This window comes from Streptomyces sp. MMCC 100 (genome assembly GCF_041538145.2).
GTDB lineage: Bacteria > Actinomycetota > Actinomycetes > Streptomycetales > Streptomycetaceae > Streptomyces.
In genome coordinates this window covers 7,965,480-7,987,047 of sequence record NZ_JBGORK020000001.1, presented here as the reverse complement: position 1 = coordinate 7,987,047, position 21,568 = coordinate 7,965,480, and the positions used below count along the sequence as shown (strand labels likewise).

19 protein-coding genes, 1 tRNA gene and 1 pseudogene are annotated in these 21,568 nt (G+C 72.4%); 14 read left to right on the top strand and 7 right to left on the bottom strand.

The genetic code is table 11. The features are described from left to right. The first annotated feature begins 2 nt into the window (after positions 1-2). The 8 genes from ABS735_RS37095 (at position 3) to ABS735_RS37060 (ending at position 5,662) form a co-directional block, all read left to right on the top strand. Positions 3-1,358: an FtsK/SpoIIIE domain-containing protein gene (locus ABS735_RS37095; protein WP_373904650.1), complete on the top strand. Its 1,356-nt coding sequence runs from the start codon at positions 3-5 to the stop codon at positions 1,356-1,358. 83 nt (positions 1,359-1,441) lie between these two features. After that, positions 1,442-2,095 (top strand): DUF2637 domain-containing protein, encoded by a 654-nt coding sequence (locus tag ABS735_RS37090; RefSeq protein WP_373904649.1) that lies wholly within the window; start codon positions 1,442-1,444, stop codon positions 2,093-2,095. 32 nt (positions 2,096-2,127) lie between these two features. Further along, positions 2,128-2,319 carry a mobile element transfer protein gene (locus ABS735_RS37085; protein ID WP_007388789.1) on the top strand — a complete coding sequence of 64 codons (192 nt, stop codon included), beginning with the start codon at positions 2,128-2,130 and terminating at the stop codon, positions 2,317-2,319. Between the two features lie 11 nt (positions 2,320-2,330). Beyond that, positions 2,331-2,486 (top strand): hypothetical protein, encoded by a 156-nt coding sequence (locus ABS735_RS37080; protein ID WP_003950175.1) that lies wholly within the window; start codon positions 2,331-2,333, stop codon positions 2,484-2,486. A gap of 23 nt (positions 2,487-2,509) precedes the next feature. Beyond that, positions 2,510-2,827, top strand: a complete 318-nt coding sequence (locus tag ABS735_RS37075; protein WP_373904648.1) for a SpdD-like protein — start codon at positions 2,510-2,512, stop codon at positions 2,825-2,827. Between the two features lie 89 nt (positions 2,828-2,916). Then, positions 2,917-4,314, top strand: coding sequence for a replication initiator protein RepSA (gene repSA / locus ABS735_RS37070; RefSeq protein ID WP_373904647.1), 1,398 nt, complete (start codon positions 2,917-2,919; stop codon positions 4,312-4,314). Beyond that, the gene (locus ABS735_RS37065) at positions 4,308-4,526 is read left to right on the top strand and encodes a helix-turn-helix domain-containing protein (RefSeq protein WP_197925127.1); all 219 of its coding nucleotides are present in this window, start codon (positions 4,308-4,310) and stop codon (positions 4,524-4,526) included. Before repSA ends, ABS735_RS37065 begins: the two co-directional genes overlap by 7 nt. Next, positions 4,526-5,662 (top strand): tyrosine-type recombinase/integrase, encoded by a 1,137-nt coding sequence (locus ABS735_RS37060; RefSeq protein WP_373904646.1) that lies wholly within the window; start codon positions 4,526-4,528, stop codon positions 5,660-5,662. The genes ABS735_RS37065 and ABS735_RS37060 overlap by 1 nt, the downstream gene beginning before the upstream one ends. A 147-nt stretch (positions 5,663-5,809) precedes the next feature. Here the strand turns inward: ABS735_RS37060 and ABS735_RS37055 are convergent, their stop codons facing one another. Continuing rightward, on the bottom strand, positions 5,810-6,307 hold the full coding sequence (locus tag ABS735_RS37055) for a hypothetical protein (protein ID WP_373904645.1): 498 nt from the start codon (positions 6,305-6,307) through the stop codon (positions 5,810-5,812). A gap of 389 nt (positions 6,308-6,696) precedes the next feature. Between ABS735_RS37055 and ABS735_RS37050 the strand changes: the two genes are divergently transcribed. After that, positions 6,697-7,680: a DUF4232 domain-containing protein gene (locus ABS735_RS37050; RefSeq protein WP_373904644.1), complete on the top strand. Its 984-nt coding sequence runs from the start codon at positions 6,697-6,699 to the stop codon at positions 7,678-7,680. Here ABS735_RS37050 and ABS735_RS37045 read toward each other — a convergent pair. Then, positions 7,677-8,156 carry a hypothetical protein gene (locus ABS735_RS37045; protein WP_373904643.1) on the bottom strand — a complete coding sequence of 160 codons (480 nt, stop codon included), beginning with the start codon at positions 8,154-8,156 and terminating at the stop codon, positions 7,677-7,679. The two genes, ABS735_RS37050 and ABS735_RS37045, sit on opposite strands and share 4 nt — an antisense overlap. Positions 8,157-8,315: 159 nt before the next feature. Then, on the bottom strand, positions 8,316-9,224 hold the full coding sequence (locus ABS735_RS37040) for a bifunctional DNA primase/polymerase (RefSeq protein WP_373904642.1): 909 nt from the start codon (positions 9,222-9,224) through the stop codon (positions 8,316-8,318). 363 nt (positions 9,225-9,587) lie between these two features. On the opposite strand from ABS735_RS37040, the gene ABS735_RS37035 reads away from it, so the two are divergent. From ABS735_RS37035 to ABS735_RS37025, 3 genes are all read left to right on the top strand, one after another. Next, positions 9,588-9,914 (top strand): hypothetical protein, encoded by a 327-nt coding sequence (locus tag ABS735_RS37035; RefSeq protein WP_373904641.1) that lies wholly within the window; start codon positions 9,588-9,590, stop codon positions 9,912-9,914. Positions 9,915-10,198: 284 nt separating this feature from the next. Then, positions 10,199-10,855 (top strand): SigE family RNA polymerase sigma factor, encoded by a 657-nt coding sequence (locus ABS735_RS37030; protein ID WP_373904640.1) that lies wholly within the window; start codon positions 10,199-10,201, stop codon positions 10,853-10,855. 125 nt (positions 10,856-10,980) lie between these two features. Further along, entirely contained in the window at positions 10,981-12,657 is a 1,677-nt protein-coding gene (locus tag ABS735_RS37025; protein WP_373904639.1) for a long-chain fatty acid--CoA ligase, read from the top strand. A gap of 74 nt (positions 12,658-12,731) precedes the next feature. Here the strand turns inward: ABS735_RS37025 and ABS735_RS37020 are convergent, their stop codons facing one another. Beyond that, positions 12,732-13,988, bottom strand: coding sequence for an MFS transporter (locus ABS735_RS37020; protein WP_373904638.1), 1,257 nt, complete (start codon positions 13,986-13,988; stop codon positions 12,732-12,734). A gap of 133 nt (positions 13,989-14,121) precedes the next feature. Here ABS735_RS37020 and ABS735_RS37015 point away from each other — a divergent pair, with 133 nt between their 5' ends. Further along, on the top strand, positions 14,122-14,697 hold the full coding sequence (locus tag ABS735_RS37015) for a TetR/AcrR family transcriptional regulator (protein WP_373904637.1): 576 nt from the start codon (positions 14,122-14,124) through the stop codon (positions 14,695-14,697). 39 nt (positions 14,698-14,736) lie between these two features. Here the strand turns inward: ABS735_RS37015 and ABS735_RS37010 are convergent, their stop codons facing one another. From ABS735_RS37010 to ABS735_RS37000, 3 genes and pseudogenes are all read right to left on the bottom strand, one after another. Beyond that, positions 14,737-19,089, bottom strand: coding sequence for a PAS domain-containing protein (locus ABS735_RS37010; protein WP_373904636.1), 4,353 nt, complete (start codon positions 19,087-19,089; stop codon positions 14,737-14,739). Positions 19,090-19,265: 176 nt separating this feature from the next. Beyond that, positions 19,266-20,485, bottom strand: a pseudogene (locus ABS735_RS37005) (RNA-guided endonuclease InsQ/TnpB family protein). Between the two features lie 233 nt (positions 20,486-20,718). Further along, on the bottom strand, positions 20,719-21,186 hold the full coding sequence (locus ABS735_RS37000) for an SSI family serine proteinase inhibitor (RefSeq protein WP_373904635.1): 468 nt from the start codon (positions 21,184-21,186) through the stop codon (positions 20,719-20,721). 212 nt (positions 21,187-21,398) lie between these two features. On the opposite strand from ABS735_RS37000, the gene ABS735_RS36995 reads away from it, so the two are divergent. Further along, positions 21,399-21,489 (top strand) — tRNA-Ser (locus tag ABS735_RS36995). Positions 21,490-21,568: the final 79 nt, after the last annotated feature.

Genomic DNA, 21,568 nt, shown 5'->3' with positions numbered 1-21,568 from the left:
CCATGACGTGGCCGACGGTCTTACTGCTGGTGGTCGTCGCCGCTGCGGGTCTCCTGCGGTGGCGGCGTCCCGCCTGGTACTGGATGACCTTCGGGGTCACCTTCGCTGTCGTGCGCGTCTTGGTCCGCTACGCCTCCGTCATGGAGGCCTGCGGGCTGACGGTCCCGCCCTCGCGCTGGCGCCTCATGCTGGCCCGGATGGCCAACCGCCCGGCGCCGGAGTCCCGCGCGCCGCGCATACTGCGGCTGCGGCCCACCCACACTGGCCTGGTCCTCCGGATCAAACTCCGCCCTGGACAGGACGCCTTCGACGTGGCCGCCGCTTCGGACCGGCTGCGTCACTCCTTCGGGATGTACGGCGTCACCTCCCGTGAGCTGCGCTCCGGCGTGGTCGAGATCCGGATGACCGGCTACGACGTGCTCAAGCGGGTGCAGATGCCGGCCAAGACCGACACCCGGCCGATGCGTGTTCCGGTCGCGCTGCGGGAGGACGGCTCGGTGCACTACCGCGACTACCGTGCCGTCCCGCATGGTCTGACCCTCGGGGCCACGGAGTCCGGCAAGTCCGTCTATCAGCGCAACCTCGTGGCCGGGCTCGCCCCGCACCACGTTGCGCTGGTCGGCATCGACTGCAAGCAAGGGGTCGAGCTGTTCCCGCTGGCCCGCCGGTTCTCCGCGCTCGCCGACAACCCGGACACCGCGCTGGAGCTGCTGGAGGCGCTGGTGTCCCACATGCAGGACGTGTATCAGCTCATCCGCGCCGAACAGCGGATCAGCGTCACCGTGCCGGATGCGGAGATCGCCGCCGACATCTGGGACCTGCCCGAGGACCTGCGACCGGTGCCGGTCGTCGTCCTGGTCGACGAGGTCGCCGAACTCGCGCTCTTCGCAAGCAAGGAGGAAGAGAAGCGCCGGGACCGGATCATCACCGCCCTGGTCCGCCTCGCCCAGCTCGGCCGCGCGGCCGGCGTCTACCTGGAGATCTGCGGGCAGCGCTTCGGCTCCGAACTCGGCAAAGGCATCACCATGCTCCGCGCCCAGCTCACCGGCCGCACCGCCCACCGCGTCAACGACGAAACCTCGGCGAACATGGCCTTCGGCGACATCGCCCCGGACGCCGTCCTCGCCTCCATCCAGATCCCAGCCGAGACACGCGGAATCGCCATCGCCGGGGACTCCACCGGCGGCTGGCACCGCATCCGCGCCCCGCACACCACTCTGCGCCAGGCCGTCAACGTCTGCAACAAGCACGCCGACCGCACCCCCGAGCTGCCCGCCCTCGCGCCCTTCCGGCCCGCGGTTGCTCCGCTGCCCTCGGCCCGCGTGCCGCTGTCCAAAACAGCCACCGCCACCGCCTGACCCCTCCCCCTCCCACGGTCGGCGCGACCGTCCTTCGCGCCGGGTCCCTACCCCGCCATGCCTGATCACAGGAAGGAGCCGTGATGGCCCGCCCCGCTCTCCGTATCGACGCCGTACTCGTCCAGGCCGTCATCGCCGGGGCGCTGTCCTTCGCCCACCTCCACGACCTCGCCGCCGCTGCCGGACAGACCGGCTGGAAAGCCTGGGCCTACCCCGTCTCGGTCGACCTGCTCCTGGTCGCTGCCTGGCGACGGCTGCGGGCCGACGGGCCGTCCCGACTGGCCTGGTGCTGGTTCCTCATCGCCCTGGTCGCATCGCTCGGTGCCAACGTCGCTACCGCCGGGCTCCTCGACCTCGGCGACGTTCCGGCCTGGCTGCGCATCCTCGTCGCGGCATGGCCCGCCCTGGCCTTCATGGGCGGCACCCTCCTCGCCCACTCGCCCGCGGACCCCGTCCCGGCTCCGCCGGCACCCTCCGTCCCGGCTCAGGACCCCGTGCCCGAGACGGCCGCCGCTGAGCCGGGCCCGGCGCCTGAACCCCCCGTCGCCCCGCAGATCGAGGAAGCCCCTGCCCTGCCCACAGCCGTGCCGGTCCCGGCCGCGCTCGTCGACCACGCCCGCAAAGTCGCCGACGACCACCACGCCCGCACCGGCGCGCCGATCGACACCGACACCCTCCGCGCCCGCCTCGGCGTCCCGCCTCGCCTCGCCGACGCCATCGCCGCCCAACTCACCTGACCCGACCGAAACCCGAGAGGAGACCGGCTGACATGCCCGCCCGCGACTTCTTCCACTCCGTCATGCGGATCGGCCCCGTGCAGATCGGCACCCACCGCGACCGCCGGGGCCAGACCAAGCACGCCGCCGTGTGCACCAACGACCGCTGCGGCTGGTCCGCCGACTACTCCAGCCAGTCCGCCGCACAGCTCGCCGCCCGCACCCACCGCTGCCGCGTCAGCTAGGAGGCCACCCGATGGACGTTCCGCTCTGGCTCGCGCTCCTCGCCGTCGGTTACCTCGGCGTCAAGCTCATCCGCCCGCCCTGGTGGCTCATCGCCGTACTGCTCCTCGGCGGCTTCCTCATCGCAGACAGCGTGCTGGCCCCCGTCGTCAACGGCTTCGTCAAGTAGCACTACCCGAAGGGAGAACACCGATGCTCCGCCCCAAGATCCCGACCAACCCCACGCCCGCCGGCCACCTCACGCCGCCCGTGGACGTGGAGCCGACCACCGTCGTGCCGAGTGCGCCGGGCTCGCCTCCTGCTCCGGTCACTCCGGCGCCGTCCCGGCCCACGGTGCAGCTCACCCCCGGCACCGCCCTCACTCTCGTCGGCGGCGGAACGGCCGTCGTCCTGGTCGTCGGCGCCGTTCTCGTCTCGATGCTCCTGGCCGTCGCCATCACCGGCGCCTCGGTCGCTGTCTGCGCCCTGGTGATCCGCTCCCTCGTCCAGGCCGACGCCAAGCGCCGCTGACCGGCCCCCGGGCGGCCTCGATACCGCCAAGCATCCGCCGCCCGGGCGCCGTCCCCAACCGATCTGACAACCGGAAGGAAGAACCCAGCATGGCGCACCGCGCCCCTACCGCGCATGCCCCGCTGCTCGACCCGACCACCCTCGGCGACCTCCTCCGCGTCGCCTCGGCCCCCGACTACACCCGATGGGAAGACCAGATCCGCCGCACCGGCGGTTGCTCCGACCCCATCCACCTCACCGGCTGGACCCTCCACAAAGACAAGACCACCGGTGAGACCCTGCACCACTACACGACCGCCGTAGAGCCCGGCGGACGCCTCCGCCTCGCCTGCGGCAACCGCCGCGCCTCCCGCTGCCCGTCCTGCGCCTGGACCTACGCGGGCGACACCTACCACCTCATCCGCGCGGGCCTGGCCGGAGACGACCGCCGAGATGTCCCCGCCACGGTCCGGGATCACCCGCGCGTGTTCGCCACGCTGACCGCTCCCTCCTTCGGCCCGGTCCACAACCGGCCCGACCACGGCACCTGCCGCTGCGGCACCCAGCACGCCCCGGACGCCCCGGAACTGGGCACCGCCCTCGATCCCACCTCGTACGACTACGCGGGCGCCGTCCTGTTCAACAACCATGCCGGACAGCTCTGGCAGCGCTTCACCACCCGCCTGCGCCGCGAACTCGCCGCCCGCGCCGGCCTCACCCGCCGAGAACTCGCCGACCGCGTTCGTGTCTCGTACGGCAAGGTCGCCGAGTTTCAGAAGCGCGGTGCCCTGCACTTCCATGCGGTGATCCGGCTCGACGGACCGGACGGACCAGGAACGCCCCCGCCTGCCTGGGCGATGGTCGACCTCCTCGCCGACGCCATCCATGCCGCTGCGGCGCACTCCTACACGTCCGTCTCCGTCCCGGCCGCCGGTGACCAACCGGCTCGGTCCTTCCGCTGGGGTACACAGCTCGACGTACGCCCGGTGAAGGCCTTCGGCGACGGCTCCGACATCACCGAACAGGCCGTCGCCTCCTACGTCGCCAAGTACTCCACCAAAGCCGCCGAGAACACCGGCACGCTTGACCGCCGTATCGGCGAACTCGCGGAACTCGACCGCCACCAGGTCCCGGACCACACCCGCCGACTCATCACCGCCTGCCGCGACCTGGACCGCCTCTACCCGGATCGGCGCCTCTGGGCCTGGGCGCACATGCTCGGCTTCCGCGGCCACTTTTCCTCCAAGTCCCGCCGCTACTCCACCACCCTCGGCGCCCTCCGCCAGTCACGCGCCGACTACCGCGCCGCACAGGAACCCGCCGCCCTCGCCCTGGACGACCGCGAGCCGGACACCGTCCTCGTCCTCACCGACTGGCAGTACGCCGGACACGGCCACAGCCCGGGTGAATCCGTTCTCGCCGGCACCATCGCGCGCGGGCTCCAGACCAATCGTGAGACTGCCCACGACGCGTTGGCCGGACTGGCCGCAGACGAGGGGGAGTGGTGACTGTGGACCGGCTTCTCACCGTGGACCAGGTCGCCGAACGCCTTGGTACGGGGGTGCGCTTTCCTCGACGCCTCGTCGAGGAACGCCGCATCACCTTCGTGAAGGTCGGTCGGCACGTCCGTATCCCTGAAACCGCCGTAGAGGCGTATGTCAGCGCGAACACCGTGGAACCGATCCTCCTGCGGCCCACGGGACTCAGGAGGGCTGCCTGATGGCTGGCAAGCGCAAGTCCCGCCGGGGCTTCGGCCGTGTCCGCAAGCTGCCGTCCGGCCGGTTCCAGGCTCGCTATCCGGGGCCTGACGGTGTGCTGCGCCCTGCGGACCGGACGTTCGCCACGACCACGGACGCGGACCGCTGGCTCATGCGGAAGCGCATCGAGATCGAAGAGGGACGCTGGCTCGACCCGGCAGAGGGGCAGACGACCGTTCGCGACTGGGCGGCTCGCTGGCTCGCGGCCGTGTCGCCTCAGCTCAAGCACAAGACTCAGGCGTCGTACCGGTCTCTGATCAACTCGTTGATCAATCCGGCACTTGGTGATCGTGAACTCTCCAGCCTTCGGCCCATCACGGTCACCGAGTGGGTGGGGGCGATGCGGACCAAGGGGCTCAGCGCGTCGCGTATCCGGCAGGCGTATCGGGTGCTGTCGCAGATCATGCGTTCTGCCGTCGACAACGACATGATTCCGCAGACACCGTGCCGGGGCGTGAAACTGCCTCGGATGCCGCAGACGGAGCCGCACATTCTGACTCCGCTCGAAGCCTCGCGGCTCGTCCGGAGCGCGGACAAGCCGCATGACCTGCTGATCGCGCTTCTCGCGTACGCGGGGCTGCGGGTCGGGGAGGCGTTCGCCCTTCGCCGTGTGGACATCGATGTCTCCGGCGGCTTCGTCCTGGTAGACGAGAACCTGGCCGAAGCGAATGGAACCTTGGTCTTCGATACCCCGAAGTCGCATCAGAAGCGGCTCCTCCGCGTCGGTCCGTCCCTCGCCAAGCGGCTCGGCCGGCACTTGGAGACGCTCTCGGGCGGAGATGACGCGCTCCTGTTCACCACTCCCGCCGGCAAGCCGGTTCGCTACAACCAGTGGCGCAAGGCGTACTTCGACCCCGCCGTGACGGCGGCCGGTCTGACGGACGTCACCCCGCACGACCTCCGGGCCTCACACGGCACGTGGGTCGCCGATCGGTACGGCGTGATGACCGCCGCTCATCGGCTCGGCCACTCGAACGCGAGCGTTACGACCCGCCACTATGCCCGTCCCGTCGCTGGCCGCGATGACCAAGTGGCGGAAGCTGCTGATGCATGGCTCGAAGGGCCCGAAGGGAAAGGTTCTTCTGAGGTATGTGAGTAGCTCCGGGACGTAAACACACGGTGATGCCCTTGGCCGAGAAAGCGCCAAGGGCATCACTTCGTGACGCTGCTATGCGCTGTGCACTGCGTATCCCGGTTGCGTAAGGAGTGCGTGGAGACCGACAGGGACCGGCTGGGGCAGAAGCCCTCAATGTGGCACCGTCCCTGGGGGAGGCTCGGGGGGGTCGAGAATCCAAGGTTCATCCCCCAGTAGCGGACCGATGGCCGTACGGCCGTTGGACAGCAGGACCCGGAAGCGCACGTACTTGGCCTCGGGCTTGCTGCCCACAGGCATGTAAAATGGGTACGTCGTGCCGTCCAGAGCGGGGATCGTAGGCCGCTCATCCTTCTGGAACAGCTGGCCCTTCAGTATCCGAGATCCCGCCCACGGGTGCCACGACTCGAACCTGTGCAGTTCGATACGCTCGACCGACACGGGCGTGGCGCCGTTGTTCAGAAACCGCAGGATGAACTGATACTGAGCGCGCCTGGACTCGTCCTCATACGTCACGATGCCCGTGCGCCAGAGCGCAACCTTTACCTTGGGACGCACCCGTTTGAACGTGCGATACGAGACGATCGCGTTCGTGGCCGTGAAAACAGCACTGCCTGATGAAACCCAGATGGCAATCTCCGGTAGCTCCATGGATCGAAGATGCCCTGCAGCATGGCCGTGCGACCTAGACTTGAGGTACATCTGCGGTTCGCCCTGGTGAGCTGTCAGGGAACGTGCGAGGGCACTCGGTTGCCTGGGGCACGCAGCGAGCACGGCGGCGATGACAGCGGCTCCGCTGGGGTTCTCGTACCCGTCTGACCTGCGAGGGAGCAGCGCACCCGCCGAATCCCCGAAAGGTCTTGAAAACCGTCGTGGCGCAAGCCACCGTGGGTTCAAATCCCACACCCACCGCAGCGATTGACGGCCCCTGACCAGGCGTGACGGTCAGGGGCCGTTGTCGTCCCGGCTGTGACAGGGCTGTGACCGGAGGTGTGGCTTCCGCCATGGTGGGAGTGGGGTGGGGCTGGTGGGGTGGGGCGATGCGAATTTCCCCGTTCCGCACGTCGGTCGCGGTTTCCGGTGCTCTGGTGGCCAGTCTTCTGCTGGGGGCCTGTGGTACCCAGAGCGCCGACTCGGCGGCGGGTGGTGGCGGTGGGGTCGAGGACCGGTGTGCGGGCGGTGCGTCTGCCGACGGCTCTTCCGGCGTCGACGGCAGCTCCACCGCCGGTGCCGAGCGGGACGGGGTCCGGGTCGTCGGGGTGGTCGAGAAGGGTGGGAGCAGCGTCGGCGGGAGCTCGTGTGCGGTCGCGTACGACGTGACCAATCAGGACGCCGAGCCCTTCACGTACACCGTCACCTTCTCCCTGATGGACGATCAGGGCAGGGCGATGTCGAACGTCGAGGAGACGGTGGCGTCCGTGGGGGCGGGGAAGACCGTGCGGCGCACTCTTGAGCACGTCGGGTACTCGACCGGTGGCCGTCCCGAGGCCGGGCGGGTGCGGATCCTCGACGTGGAGCGGGTGCCCTCCGACGAGGCGCCGGCGCCCGCCGGTTCCTGTCCGCGGTCCGGGCTGCGGCTGACCGCCGACGAGGGGGACGCGGCGATGGGGCTGCGTGTCGTGGGGCTCCATCTGGAGAACTGCGGGAGTCGGGCGTATTCGCTGGAGGGTTATCCGGTACTGCAGTTGCTCGACGCGGAGCGGCAGCCGGTGGACGGGATCGAGATCCTGCGCGGTACCGACGGCATCCCGATGGCGGGCGGGGACGACGGGCCGCCGCGACCGGTGACGCTGCGGCCCGGTGAGTCCGCCGTGTCGGGCCTGGCGTGGCGCAACACCACCGAGTTCGGCGAGGCGGTGACCGTGCCCTACGTCAGGGTCCGGGCCGAGGCCGGTTCCGCCCCCGTGATGGTCGCCCCGCACCTCGACCTCGGCACCACCGGCGAGTTGGGGGTCCGGCCGTGGCGGAAGGACGACAGTGACGTGGGTGCTGAGGGGAGCGGCAGCGTACGGCCCGGGTCCTAGGGCCCGTACAGCGGGTACCCCAGCTCGTAGTCCCGGGCCAGGGGCGTCCAGTCGACGTCGCGCAGGGCCGGGTCCGTGTCGTACCTGTCCGGGAGCCGGGTCGTTGGCTGGAACCAGATGACGGTCAGGCCGGAGCGGTGGGTGACCGGGTCGCTGGACGGGATCAGGGGCGTGGAGGAGAAGCGGCCGACGCAGGCCACGCGCGGGAGGGTCTCGACGGGGCCGTGGGCGCCCGCGTACTGGTCCGGGTGATCGCGCGGTGGCGGGATCAGGTGCACCGGCGTGGAAGGGGACATCCGGGCGGCGGTGTGCAGGAGCGCCTGGATGCGCCGGTCGTTGACGGGGCGGCACGGATAGCCCTCCGGCATGTCGCCGTAGGTCGGGGCGAGGCGGAGTTCGGCCAGGTCGACGCTGCGGCCGCAGGACAGGACGATCCGGGTCAGCGACAGGGCCGGCACTCTGGGGCGGTCGTGCATCGGGGTCTTTCGTTTCGTGCCGAGTGGGGCAGGCCGTTCGTGCCGGGTGGGGCAGGCCGTTCGTGCCGGGTGGGGCAGGCCGTTCGTGCCGGGTGGGGCAGGCGCCCGGGTGCGGGGCCGGGCCGAGCGGAGGCGGGTGGGGGCGTCGGGTGGCTTCCGTCAGGGGCGACGGGCCGTCATGCGGGCCGCCGACGCGATCGTCGCACGGGCCTCGCGTTCGGTCAGACCGGTGGTGCGGGCGGCTTCCAGCAAGGGGGTCAGAAGGGCCGGGCCGATGCCGTTCTCGTAGGCGCGGCAGGCCGCCCAGAAGAGGCGGGTGTTGCGCTGGCCCTCGTGCGCGGCGAGGACGAAGTGGACGAGGCCCCGGCCGCCCGCCACCACGCCCCCCGCCACCGTCCCGCCCGCATCCGACCCGCCGCCCCCGGCACGCCGCACGGGGGGTGGGAGCAGCAGGCGGAGGAGCGCGGGCGGGCAGGGTGCGGGGGCCAGGTGGGACGTGCCGGGGGCGGTCCTGTAGGCGCCGTGGCGGGTGCGGGAGCCGGGGCCGACCAGGTAGCCGCCGGCGCCCCGGACGTCGATGCCGGGGGCGAGGCGGCCGGCAGAGTTGGGGACGACGTGGTCGGGCGGGCCGGTCAGCCAGAGGTGGCGGCCTCCGCTGGGGGTCAGGACGACGACCGTGGGCGGGATCGTGAACAGGTGGCGCAGGGCCAGTTCACGCAGGGCGGTCGAGGAGTCGGGCTCCGACTCGTCGGGCCTCGTGTCCAGGTCGATGCCGATCAGGTGATGCGGCGGCAGGCCGCAGGCGATGCCGTAGCCCGTGGCCCAGGGGGCGGCGGCGAACAGGGCGCGGATGCGGGCCGGGTCGGTCGAGGCGTCGTGGACACCGTGGCCGAAGCGGCCGCACTCGCCGTGGCAGGTGAAGGGCTCGGGGGTCGGGGCGTGGCGGTGGGGGGAGCGCAGTGCCGGGAGCTTCGTCCGGGCCAGCGGGATGACGGCCAGTCCGCGTTCCGCGGCTGACAGGGCGTGTGCGAGGGCCAGCGTCGTGGCCTGCCGGTCGGTGGTGGCCATGGGTCTATGTTCGTACGTATGTTCGAGAAAGGGAAGGGTGAGGGGTGCGACGCGCCGGGAAGGCTGGGTCGGGGAGAAAAAGTGGCGGAACGCTTCACCTCTTGCGGGGCTTGAGGTGGAGGTGTCCGTACTGCCCCGGGGTGGTGCGGAAGGGAAGCAAAGGGGTTTATCGACTTGTCCTCACGCTTGAGGGCGAATCGGTGCTTCCGGGGTGGTTCGCCGGGGTTCGGTGGGCAACTCTGATCACGCGACGTCGTGCACAGCGTCGAGGCGGTCGGCCAACTGCCTTGGCACAAGTCCTGGTTCACGTACTTCTCGCGTTGTCGGCTGGAAGCCGGTGCGCACTTGTTCTGGAGGAACAACATGGCAAGCATCCGTACCGCCCGTGTCGTCGCCGCCGTCGCCGCCCTCCCGCTCGCCGCCGCTCTCCTCGGCGGGGTGGCGACGGCGGACAACGGCGCCTTCGCGGACGACGGATCGAGCGCGACCGCCGCCAGTGCCAACGCCGGGATCCTCGGCAGCGGTGTCGGCGGGAACAACAACGGCAACTCGTCCACCACGCAGCAGCAGGCGGTCGGCTCGGGGGCCTCGAACCAGAGCAACACCGCGCAGGTCGACGGCTCCGCGTTCACGGCGATCAATCAGGGCAACGAGAACGTGGCCGTCAGCTTCTCCCCGCTGTGGTGGTGAGCTGAGGGGCCGGCGCGGGTGCGTTGCCGCGCCGGCTCCTCGGTTCCTTGTGCGGGTGTGCTTCATGGGGTCGCAGTGCGTCCGGGCGGCGGTACTTCGGTACCGTCGCCCGGGCGTTTTCGCGCCCCGGGGGGAGAGCACCCAGGGGTGAACCCGCAGTACCCCTCCTCCCCCGCTCCACCTACAGGAGGTGGGGCCACCACCACCCCTACAACCTGAGGGGGACTCTGCTTCGGGACCTGCGGCCGATCCGCCGGGTGCCCCCTCGCTCATAGCGTTGAGCCATGACCGCACCCGTCTGCACCAGCGCTTCGAGCGCCGCCACCGCCATGGCGCCGGCCACGGCGCCGACCAAGGCCACGACCAAGGCCACGGCCAAGGTCACGACCAAGGCCACGGCCAAGGTCACGGCCCCGGCCACAGCAAGGACGCAGACCTTCCCGTACCCGTCGTTCTCGTCGTACGTGAAGGCCCGCCAGCCGGTGCTGCTGCGTACCGCCCGGTCGCTCACCGCGAACCCGAGCGACGCGGAGGACCTGCTGCAGACCGCGCTCACCAAGACGTACGTGGCCTGGGAGCGCATCGAGGACCATCGCGCCCTGGACGGCTATGTGCGCCGGGCGCTGCTGAACACCCGGACCTCGCAGTGGCGCAAGCGCAAGGTCGACGAGTTCGCCTGCGACGAGCTGCCCGAGCCGGAGCCCGTGCCCGGCGGTGACGACCCGGCGGAGCGGCAGGCCCTGCACGACGCGATGTGGCGGGCGATCATGAAGCTGCCCGCACGGCAGCGTGCGATGGTCGTCCTCAGGTATTACGAGGACCTCAGCGAGGCCCGGACGGCCGAAGTGCTGGGAGTTTCCGTGGGTACCGTGAAGTCCGCGGTCTCCCGGGCCCTCGGCAAGCTCCGCGAGGACCCTGAGCTGGGGTTTGTCCGGTCATGAGCCGGTATGTGAACCCCCGGTGGGGTCGCGCCTTCGGATCCGCCCACTGATCGATCACCCGGGACTAGTGACATACCGCGCGGTATGTGCGCAGAATCAGCGCAACCCTTACCGCCGCGTAGGCAATGTCGCCCCGGGAGGACACCGTGCTGAGCACGATGCAGGACGTACCGCTGCTGATATCGAGGATCCTGGCCCACGGGTCGACCATCCACGGCAGCTCGCAGGTGACCACCTGGACCGGTGAGGACGAGCCGCACCGCCGCTCCTTCGCCGAGATCGGCGCCCGCGCCGCCCAGCTGGCGCACGCCCTGCGCGAGGACCTCGCCGTCGGCGACGACGAACGCGTGGCGACCCTCATGTGGAACAACGCCGAGCACGTCGAGGCCTACTTCGCGATCCCCTCCATGGGCGCGATCCTCCACACCCTCAACCTCCGCCTCCCGCCCGAACAGCTGGCCTGGATCGTCAACCACGCCGCCGACCGGGTCGTGATCGCCAACGGTTCGCTGCTGCCGCTGCTCGCCCCCCTGCTGCCGCACCTGAAGACGGTCGAGCACGTCGTCGTCACCGGGCCGGGCGACCGCTCGCTGCTGGACGGGGCGTCGGTCGAGGTGCACGAGTACGAGGACCTGCTCGCCGGGAAGCCGGAGACCTACGACTGGCCCGAGCTGGACGAACGGGCCGCGGCCGCCATGTGCTACACCTCCGGCACCACCGGCGACCCCAAGGGCGTGGTCTACAGCCACCGCTCCATCTACCTGCACTCCATGCAGGTCAACATGGCCCAGTCGATGGGCCTGACCGACCAGGACACCACGCTCGTCGTGGTCCCGCAGTTCCACGTCAACGCCTGGGGGCTGCCGCACGCCACCTTCATGACCGGCGTCAACATGCTGATGCCGGACCGCTTCCTGCAGCCCGCGCCCCTCGCCGCGATGATCGAGGGCGAGCGGCCGTCGCACGCCGCCGCCGTCCCCACCATCTGGCAGGGCCTGCTCGCCGAGCTGACGGCCAAGCCCCGCGACGTCTCCTCCCTCGCCCAGGTCACCATCGGCGGCTCCGCCTGTCCCCCGTCGCTGATGGAGGCGTTCGACGCGCTCGGCATGCGGGTCTGCCACGCCTGGGGCATGACGGAGACCTCGCCGCTCGGCACCATCGCCCGCCCGCCGGCCCACGTGGCCGGGACGCCGGAGGAGTTCGCGTACCGCCTCACCCAGGGCCGTTTCCCGGCCGGTGTCGAGGCCCGCCTCACCGGCCCCGGCGGCGAGCGCCTGCCTTGGGACGGCGAGTCCGCCGGTGAGCTGGAGGTGCGCGGCAACTGGATCGCCGGCGCCTACTACAACGGCCCCGGTGCCGAGCCGCTGCGGCCCGACGACAAGTTCAGCGAGGACGGCTGGCTGAAGACAGGTGACGTCGGCACCATCTCCCCGGACGGTTTCCTCACCCTCACCGACCGGGCCAAGGACGTGATCAAGTCCGGCGGCGAGTGGATCTCCTCCGTCGAGCTGGAGAACGCGTTGATGGCCCACCCGGACGTCGCCGAGGCCGCCGTGGTCGCCGTACCGGACGACAAGTGGGGCGAGCGCCCGCTGGCCACCGTCGTCCTCAGGGAGGGCGCCACCACCGACTTCGCCGCCCTGCGCACCTTCCTCGCCGAGGACGGCAAGATCGCCAAGTGGCAGCTCCCGGAACGCTGGACGGTCATCGAGACCGTGCCGAAGACGAGCGTCGGCAAGTTCGACAAGAAGGTGCTGCGCAGGCAGTACGCCGACGGCGGCCTCGACGTCACCCGGCTCTGACCGGAACGAGCAGGGGCACGGGCACGGTCACGCCGGGCGGGGACTTCACGGCCGCCGCCCGGCTCCTTCCGCCCTCACCGCGCAGGGCGTACGGCCGTAGCCGTCCACCCCAGCACCAGCCAGGCCCCCGCCACCGCGCACACGCCGCCCCAGCCCCAGTGGCCGAACGCGGGCCCCGCGAGGGCCGAGGCGAGCGCGCCGCCCGCGAAGCCGGCGACGACGTAGGCCGTGTTGGCGGTGGCCGGGGCCGAGGTGGTGGTCAGTGCGAGGGTCTGGTTGGCGACGTGGGAGGCGACCAGGGCGGCGTGCACCAGGACGGCGGCCGCGCACAGGGCCGCCATCGCCTGCCCGCCCAGCCAGAACAGCGGCACCGACAGGGCGGCCAGCGCATACGCGGACCGTACGACCTTGGCGGCGCCGAACCGGTCGACCAGGCCCCCGGCGAGCGGCGCGACGACACTCGCCGCCAGCCCGAACAGCCCGAACAGCCCGGCCGCGGCGGTGGTCATGCCGTACCCCTCGTCCTCCGCGAGCAGTAGGGCGAGCGAGGTCCACAGGGCGCTCCAGGCGCCGTACATCCCCGCCTGGCGCACGCACGCCCGCCACAGGTCGGGCGAGCGGCGCACCACGCCCGGTATCGCGACGAGCCCCGCGAACAGCGGGCCCCGCCGCTGCCGCCGCTCCACGGGCAGGATGTACGCGGTCGCCAGCCCCAGTACGGCGGTCAGGGCGGCGGCGCCCACGAACACCGCGCGCCAGCCGAAGGCCTGCCCGGCGAGACCGCCGAGCACCCGGGCCGCGACGACTCCGGTGAACAGGCCCGCGATGACGGCCGCGACATGCCGGGCCCGGCGGTCGGCCGGGGCGCGCTCGGCGACCAGCGGGACGAGCAGCTGCGGTACGACGGTCGCGGCCGAGGCGACCAGAACGGCGCCCGCGAGCGCGCCGGTCCCGGCCGACGCGGCGGCGGCGAGCAGGGCCGCCGTGGCGACCAGCGAGAGGACGGCGACCAGGCGGCGCCGGTTCACGCTGTCCCCGAGCGGGGCGAAGAAGAGCAGGCCGGCCGCGTACCCGAGCTGTGCGACCGAGGCGAGCCAGGCGACCGCCGACGGGGTGGAGCCCATGTCGTGGGCGATGAGGGGGAGCAGCGGCGCCGCGAGGTAGATGTTGGCGGCCGTCACGGCGGTGCACAGGGCGATCAGGGGAAGGAAGAGCCGGGCGGCGGTGCCGGACGGCCCGTTCCCGGACCGGACGAGCCCGGACGACGGTCGTACGTGGTCGGTTCTGGTTCCGGCCTGCGTGGACGAGGGGACGGACGACGATGACGGCATGGGCGGAGCGACTCCCTTGGGCGCACTAACAACTAACTGGTTGGTTGGGATCAACTCCGGGAGTCTGGCCCGCATTCCCGACTCCTGTCAACCAAACAGTTGGTTACTCGGCGCGTCCCGCTACCCTTGCCCCATGGCAGCAAGGGACCCCGAGGCCACCAAGGCCCGGATCTTCGAGGCGGCGGTGGCGGAGTTCGCCCGCCACGGCATCGCCGGCGCGCGCATCGACCGCATCGCGGCCGAGGCCAAGGCCAACAAACAGCTGATCTACGCCTACTACGGCAACAAGGGCGAGCTGTTCGCGTCCGTCCTCGAGAAGAAGATGCTCGACCTCGCGATCTCCGTCCCCGTCGACCCGGACGACATCGAGGGCTGGATCGACCGGCTGCTGGACTACCACGCCGCCCACCCCGAGCTCCTGCGCCTCCTCTTCTGGGAGGGCATGGAGTACGGCACCGCCGAGCTGCCCCACGAGGCCGAACGCCAGGCCCACTACGCCCGCAAGGTCGCCGCCGTGCGGGACGGTCAGGAGCGCGGCGTGATCAGCGACGCCATCCCGGCGCCCGACCTCCTGTTCCTGCTGGTCGCGATGGCCAACTGGGCGGTCGTCGTGCCGCAGATGAAACGCATCCTGGTCGGCGGCGGCGACGACGCCGACCGTCTGCGCGACTCGATCAAGGAGGCCGCCCGCCGGATCGTCGAGCGGTGACGCGGGGGGAGCCGTCGGCCGGTGTTGCCGAGGGCGCCCTCAGTTGGTCCCGATCCGCGAGAGCAGCTCGACGATCCGGGCCTGCACCTCGCCACTGGTGGAACGCTCCGCCAGGAACAGCACCGTCTCGCCCGAGGCCAGCCGCGGCAGGTCGTCCTGGTCGACGGCGGCGGTGTATACGACCAGCGGGGTCCGGTTCAGCTGTCCGTTGGCGCGCAGCCAGTCGACGATCCCGGCGGACCCCTCCTGACGCCGCTGCACCCGCATCAGGTCCATCACGACCAGGTTCGGCCGGAACTGCCCCGCCAGCGTCACCGCGTCGGCGTCGCTCGCCGCCCGCGCCACCTGCATCCCACGCCGCTCCAGCGTCGCGGTCAGCGCCAGCGCGATCTCCGCGTGCTCCTCGATCAGCAGCACGCGCGGTGGGTGCTGCTCGCTGTCCCGGGGCGCGAGCGCCTTCAGCAGGACGGCCGGATCGGCGCCGTAGGCGGCGTCCCGCGAGGCCTGTCCGAGCCCGGCCGTGACCAGCACCGGCACCTCGGCCGCCACCGCCGCCTGCCGCAGCGACTGGAGCGCCGTACGCGTGATCGGCCCCGTCAGCGGGTCCACGAACAGCGCGGCCGGGAACGCCGCGATCTGCGCGTCCACCTCCTCGCGCGAGTGCACGATCACCGGCCGGTAGCCGCGGTCGCTGAGCGCCTGCTGCGTGGAGACGTCCGGCGCGGGCCACACCAGCAGCCGGCGCGGGTTGTCCAGCGGCTCCGGCGGCAGCTCGTCGTCCATCGGCTGCGGACGCGGCGGGTCGGCCACCTCGACGGCCCCGCCGGGCCCGTCCAGCGGCTCGGGCCCCTCGGCGGCGTCCCGGTCCGGCGCCCCTATGGCGTACGACCGTCCGGCGCCCTCGGTGACCGGCGCGAGGCGTCCCTGACCGCCGGCCAGGGACGGCTGCTCCTGGGGCTGCGGCTGGGACTGCTTCTTCGGCTGCGCGGTGGGCGGCAGCGTGGCGGGGGACTGCGCGCCGGGCGGCTGTTCCGCGGCCGGGTGCGGGCGGGCCGGCTGTTCCGACCGGCCCGCGGCCGGATCGGGCGGCGTGCCCAGCTTGCGGCGTCGCCCACCGCCGCCCGGCTGGTGCGGGGCGGGCGTGGCCGACGGCTGCTGCACCTGGACCGCCTGCCGGTTGAACGGCACGCCCTGGCCCAGGGTGCGCACGCTGATCGCCCGGCCCTGCGTCGAGTTCATGTCGACGGGCGCGGACGCCTCGGCGGGCAGCGGCTGCGCCGCGCGCGGGGCGGGCGCGTTCTCGGGCGGCAGCGGGGTGCCCCGGCTCGGCGTGGTGGCGGGTACACCCCGGGGGGCCGCGGGGGCGGTAGGCGCGGCAGGGGGTGCCGGGGCCGCGGGTCCGGCGGCTGCGCCGGGCGGCACGGGGTTGCCGGGGCCCTCGGTGTCCCCGGCCGCGGGCCACGGCTGCGGCGCGGGGGCCGGCCGGCCCGGGGCAGCGGGCGCCGCGGCGCCGGGGTGCGCGGTGCCGGCTCCGGTTTCGGAGGGCCTGGACACCTGTGCCCCGGTGGGGGCGGCGGCCGGGGCGGGCACGGGGGCTCCGTGCACCGGCGCCGGTGCCCCTTGCACCGGGACGCTCTGCGCGGGGGCGTTCTGCGTCGGGACCGGTGCCGGTTCTCCGGCCGGCCGGGCGGTTCCGGCCCGGCGGCGGCGTCCCGTGGGCGCCTCGGCGGGGTGCGGCTGCGGCGGCGTGTGGTCCTCGGCCTGGTCGTGCGGTACGGCGTCGTGACGGCCGTCGTCGGGCAGGGCGTCACCGGGAGCGGCGGGCCCGGGCACCAGCACAGGAACCGGAGCCGGAACCGGAATCGGACCAGCCTGCCCCTGCCCCTGTACATGCGCCTGAGCCTGAGCCTGAGCCTGCGCCTGCGCCTCTGCCTCCGCCGTCCCCTCGGACGGCCGGTCCGCGTCGGCGGGCGGCAGGGCGAACACCTGGCGCGGAGCGGCCTCCTGCGCCGCGGCGCGCTCGTTCGCGGAGGCAAGGGCGCGCCGTCGGCGCCCCGTCGGCCGGTCCGCGTCGGCCGGGTCCGACTCACCGGCCTGTACGGGCAGGGCCGGGGGCAGCGCGTGCTGCTCGCCGCCGTCCTGCGCGGCCCGTCGCCCGGTGGGCGCGGGCACACCCTGCGGCGGTACGGTCCCGCCCAGCCCGGTGTTGGACGCCGCGGATCCGCCGCCGTGCTCGCCGGCCATGACGACGGCACCCTCGGACACCCCGGCGGGCGCCCCCGGCGGCGCTCCGGCGACCCCGGCACCCGGATCCTCCGCGGGTCGCCCGCGCCGGCGCCCGGTACCACCGGCTCCGGCTCCCTCGCCGGGCCCCGCCTGCGCGGGCACGGGAAGCGGAGCCGACGCGGCGGCCTGTCCGTGCCCCTGTACCTGCCCCTGTACCTGCCCCTGATTCTGGTCCTCGGCCTGGGCCGCGCGCCGCCTGCGCCGCCCGGTCGGTGCGGCGTTCTCCGCCTCGGCCCCGGTCCCGCCCGGCGCCCCCGCGACCTCGCTCTCCAGGAACGCGTCGACGGACGACCGGCGCGCCCGCCGCCGCCCGCCCCCGGAAGCCGGCTCTCGAACGGCCACGGCGTTCTCCGCGCCCGCGGCACCGGCACCCTCGGCCTGGGCGGCAGGCGCGACAGGAGCCACCTCGGCAGGCTCGGTGCCCGGGGCCGCGACGGCACCGGCCCCGCCCCCGATCGGCACCTCCAGCACGTAGGCGCTGCCGCTCATGCCCGGTACCTCGTGCGTCTGCAGTACGCCACCGTGCGCCCGCACGATCCCGCGCACGATGGGCTCGTGCACCGGGTCCCCGCCGGCGTACGGCCCGCGCACCTCGATGCGCACGACCTCACCGCGCTGCGCCGCCGCCACCACGACGGTGTTGTCCAGGTAGCCGCCCGTCGCCGACACGGGCGAGTTGCCGGTGGCGTCGACGCCCGCGACGTCCGCGACGAGATGGGCGAGCGCGGTGGCCAGCAGGCGCGGGTCGACCTCGGCCTCGATCGGCGGCGCGTGCACGGCGAACTGCACCCGGCCGGGACCGATCAGCTCCACGGCCCCGTCCACACCCGCGGCGACGACGGCGTCGAGCATCACCTTCGTACGGGCGACCTGCTCGTTGCCGACGTCGAGGCGCTGGTAGCCGAGGACGTTGTCGATGAGGGTGGTGATGCGCGAGTAGCCGGCCGACAGGTGGTGCAGCACCTGGTTGGCCTCGGGCCACAGTTGCCCGGCGTCGTCCGACGCCAGCGCGGCCAGCTCCCGGCGCAGCTCGTCGAGGGGGCCGCGCAGGGAGTCGCCCAGGAGGGTGAGCAGCTGCTCGTGCCGGCCGGCGATCGCCTCGTAGCGGTCCTTCTCCCGTTCACCGAGGGCGGCGTAACGGTCGGCGTCCGCGGCGATCTCCTCCGCGTGCTTCTCCCGCAGCTCCTCCAGCTCGGCGACGTGCCGCTGGCGCAGCGCGGTCAGCTCGGAGGCGTGCTCCTCGGCGAGCCGCTCCAGTTCCTCGGCGTGCCGCCGCTCCGCCTCCTCGTGCTCCTTGACCAGCGCGTCGTAGGGGCGCCGGTCGGTGAAGGTCATCACGGCGCCGACGAGCTGGTCGCCGTCGCGCACGGGCGCGGTCGTCAGGTCGACCGGCAGCTGGTCCCCGCTCTTGGCGAACACCACCTGCCCGCGCACCCGGTGCTTGCGTCCGGAGCGCAGGGTGTCGGCGAGCGGGGACTCGTCGTACGGGAAGGGCGAGCCGTCGGCGCGCGAGTGCAGGACGAGGGTGTGCAGCTCGCGGCCGCCGAGTTCCCCGGCCCGGTAGCCCAGGATCTGGGCGGCGGCCGGGTTGACGAGGACGATCCGCCCGTCGGTGTCGGTGCCCACGACGCCCTCGGAGGCGGCCCGCAGGATCATCTCGGTCTGCCGCTGCGAACGGGCCAGCTCGGCCTCGGTGTCGACGGTGCCGGAGAGGTCGCGGACGACGAGCATCAGCAGCTCGTCGCCGGTGTAGCCGTAGGTGTCGTAGGCCTGCTGGCCGGTCTCCAGGTTGGCGCTGGTGACCTCGACCGGGAACTCGGAGCCGTCGGTGCGCCGGGCGACCATCCGCGTCGGCTTGGTGCGCGCCCGCGGGTCGATGTGGTCGGGGCGCCGCATGGACCCGGGGATGAGCCGCGAGTCGAACTGCGGCAGCAGATCCAGCAGTCCCCGCCCGACCAGCGCGGTGCCCGGCGTCTCGAACGCCTCCAGCGCGATGGTGTTCGCGTTGACCACGGTGCCGTTGGCGTTGACCAGGACCAACGCGTCCGGCAGCGCGTCCAGTATGGCTGCGAGGCGAGCAGCGCCTCGGGATGGCCTGCTGCTCACGAGACGCTTCCCTCCTGTTACCGCACTTGCCGACCGCTCGGGCCATCTTGCCAATCGGCCCGCAGCGTGTCACGCGAGGGAGTCTAAGGGTTGGGGCCCGGCGGGCGGGGCGGGATGGGACGTAGGTCGCACGAGGAATTGAATCCTCCCCTCCGTGACGGGAGGGGATTCCTGGCTCAGGCTGCCTCCTGGAGCGGCGCCCCAGGAGGTCTTGTGCCGTCGGTGCCAGCCGGGTTGAGACCAGCCCGGACGAGCATGACGCGTGCGGAGTTCTTGTCCCGTGGGGTTGTGGTTCCGCAGGCGGTGCAGGTGTGGGTGCGTTCACCCAGCGGCAGGGCGTGCTTGGCTCTCGCTCCGCACTGCGCGCAGTCCATCGTGGTGTACGCGGGGTGGACCAGGCGGATGTCCCGCCCGTGCTTGCGTCCCATCTCGATCAGAGCCGTCTTGGTGGCGCCGATGGCGGCGTCCGCGGCCTTGCGGGCCATGTTTGTCCGGGCCAGGAACTTCGGCCGGAAGTCCTCCACCGCGACGGCATCGTGGTCGCGGACGACCTTCTTGGCCCACTTGCGGCCGGTGTCCGCACGCTGCCTGGCCACCTTCTTGTGCGCCTTCGCCCGCAGTCTCTTAGCCGTCCGGTAACCCCTCGATCCGGGGGTTCCCTTCTTCGGCCGCCGGCGGGCCATCATCCGGTCGTACCGGGTGAGTTTCTCCTTCGCCTTCCCGCCATACTCGGGGTGCGGCAGGTCGTGCGCGTCGGACGTGGTCGTCGCCGTCTCCCGCACACCCCAGCCGACACCGAGGACACGGCCCGTCGGGGGCAGGGGCTGGACCTGGGCGGAGACGACGAACAAGCAGTACCACTGCCCGAGGCTGTCCTGGTACACGCGTACCGAGGACGGCTCGGCGGGCAGCTCCCGCGACCACACCACGTTCAGGACGATGCCGCCCGCCAGATGCAGCCGGCCGTCCTTCAGCCGGAACCCGCGCCGGGTGTAGTTCAGAGTCGCCGGCGCCTCACGCTGGTCTTCCACGTCGGCATCCCGGCCCGGCGCGCCACGGGCAGGCGCTCGGCGATGTCCTTGTGCGCCTTGGCGCGGGAGCGGCCGAAATCACGAATGACCTGCTGCTGAGGAACCGACGAGCCCTCCCGCAACCACGGCGTACAGGAACGCGCCTCGGTCAGCATCCTGTCCAGCTGCGCCGGGCCACACGTGGCCTTCCCGCCGGTCGCCCTGTTGTGCAGATGCACCGCCCTCGACTTCGCGACGCACTCGTTCCACACCCAGCGACACCGGCCCCACTCCGCCGCCAGAGACGCGCGAGCCGCGGACGACACCCGCAACCGGTACGTGTACCGGACACGCCCGACCTTCCCACCCGCCCCCACCTGCGCCATCCTGCAGCCCCCTCACGGCCACGGCCGGGACACCGTGCCGTCCCGAGCCACACAAAGGACCATATGTACGACAGCCGCACACACACCCGACGATCCCCCCCAACCGCCACCCCCACCAGCGATCGCATGCACACGTGTTCGCTTCGCCCTGGGGCATGCCGGTAGCCATCATCGGATGCGATTAATCAGGGGACGTAGAACGTATGACCAATACCCGTCGGCCGTTCTCCGCCCTATGGCCGGGCCGGGCCCCCGAGGTCGGGCAGCAGCGGCACCATGCGGTCCCAGCGGGAGATCTCGCAGCCGTCGCGGCGGTCGTACGTCGCGTCGACGGGGCGGCCGGCCCAGACGCCGGTGACGTGCGCGGTGGCCGGGCCGCCGTACTGCATGGTGCAGACGCTGCCCTCGGGCACCGGCGCGAAGGTGTCCCGGCCCCACCGGGTGTCGCCCTCGACGACGGCGCAGGCGCCGTCCGGGTCGGGGTGGTCGCCGCCGGCGGGGTGGCAGGACAGTTCGTACGTGCCGTCGAAGCCCGGGCCGGCGTCGCGGACGGTGATCGTCAGACGGTCGCCGTCGAGGGCGCCGGGACCGGCGGCAGTGGCCGCGGCCGGGTGCGCGGCGCAGACGGAGGCGAGGGCGGCGGCGGACAGGGCGGCGGCGCCGAGGAGGCGGGCGGCGGGGGTGCGGGAGACCTGGAACATGACCTGACCAACGCGCCGGCCGCCGCGACGTTGCGCGTGCGGCCGCGGAGTACGCCGTGCGGACGCGCGACGTCCGGGCGACCACGCCGTAAGGGCTTTGCCCTGCGGGCAGCCCGCCTAGTACCGTAGGGGCCGATTGGTGACAGCGCGCTCAACTGTGTCATCATCGGCACGCGCCACTCGCGCTCGCACGCGAGATGGTGATGTTGTCTGGAGGCGTCGCCTAGTCCGGTCTATGGCGCCGCACTGCTAATGCGGTTTGGGGCTTACACCCCATCGAGGGTTCAAATCCCTCCGCCTCCGCACGATCACCGAAGCCCCGGCCCGCACGGCCGGGGCTTCGGTGTTGTCGGCAAGCCTCAGACGGGCGTTTGTGCAGGTC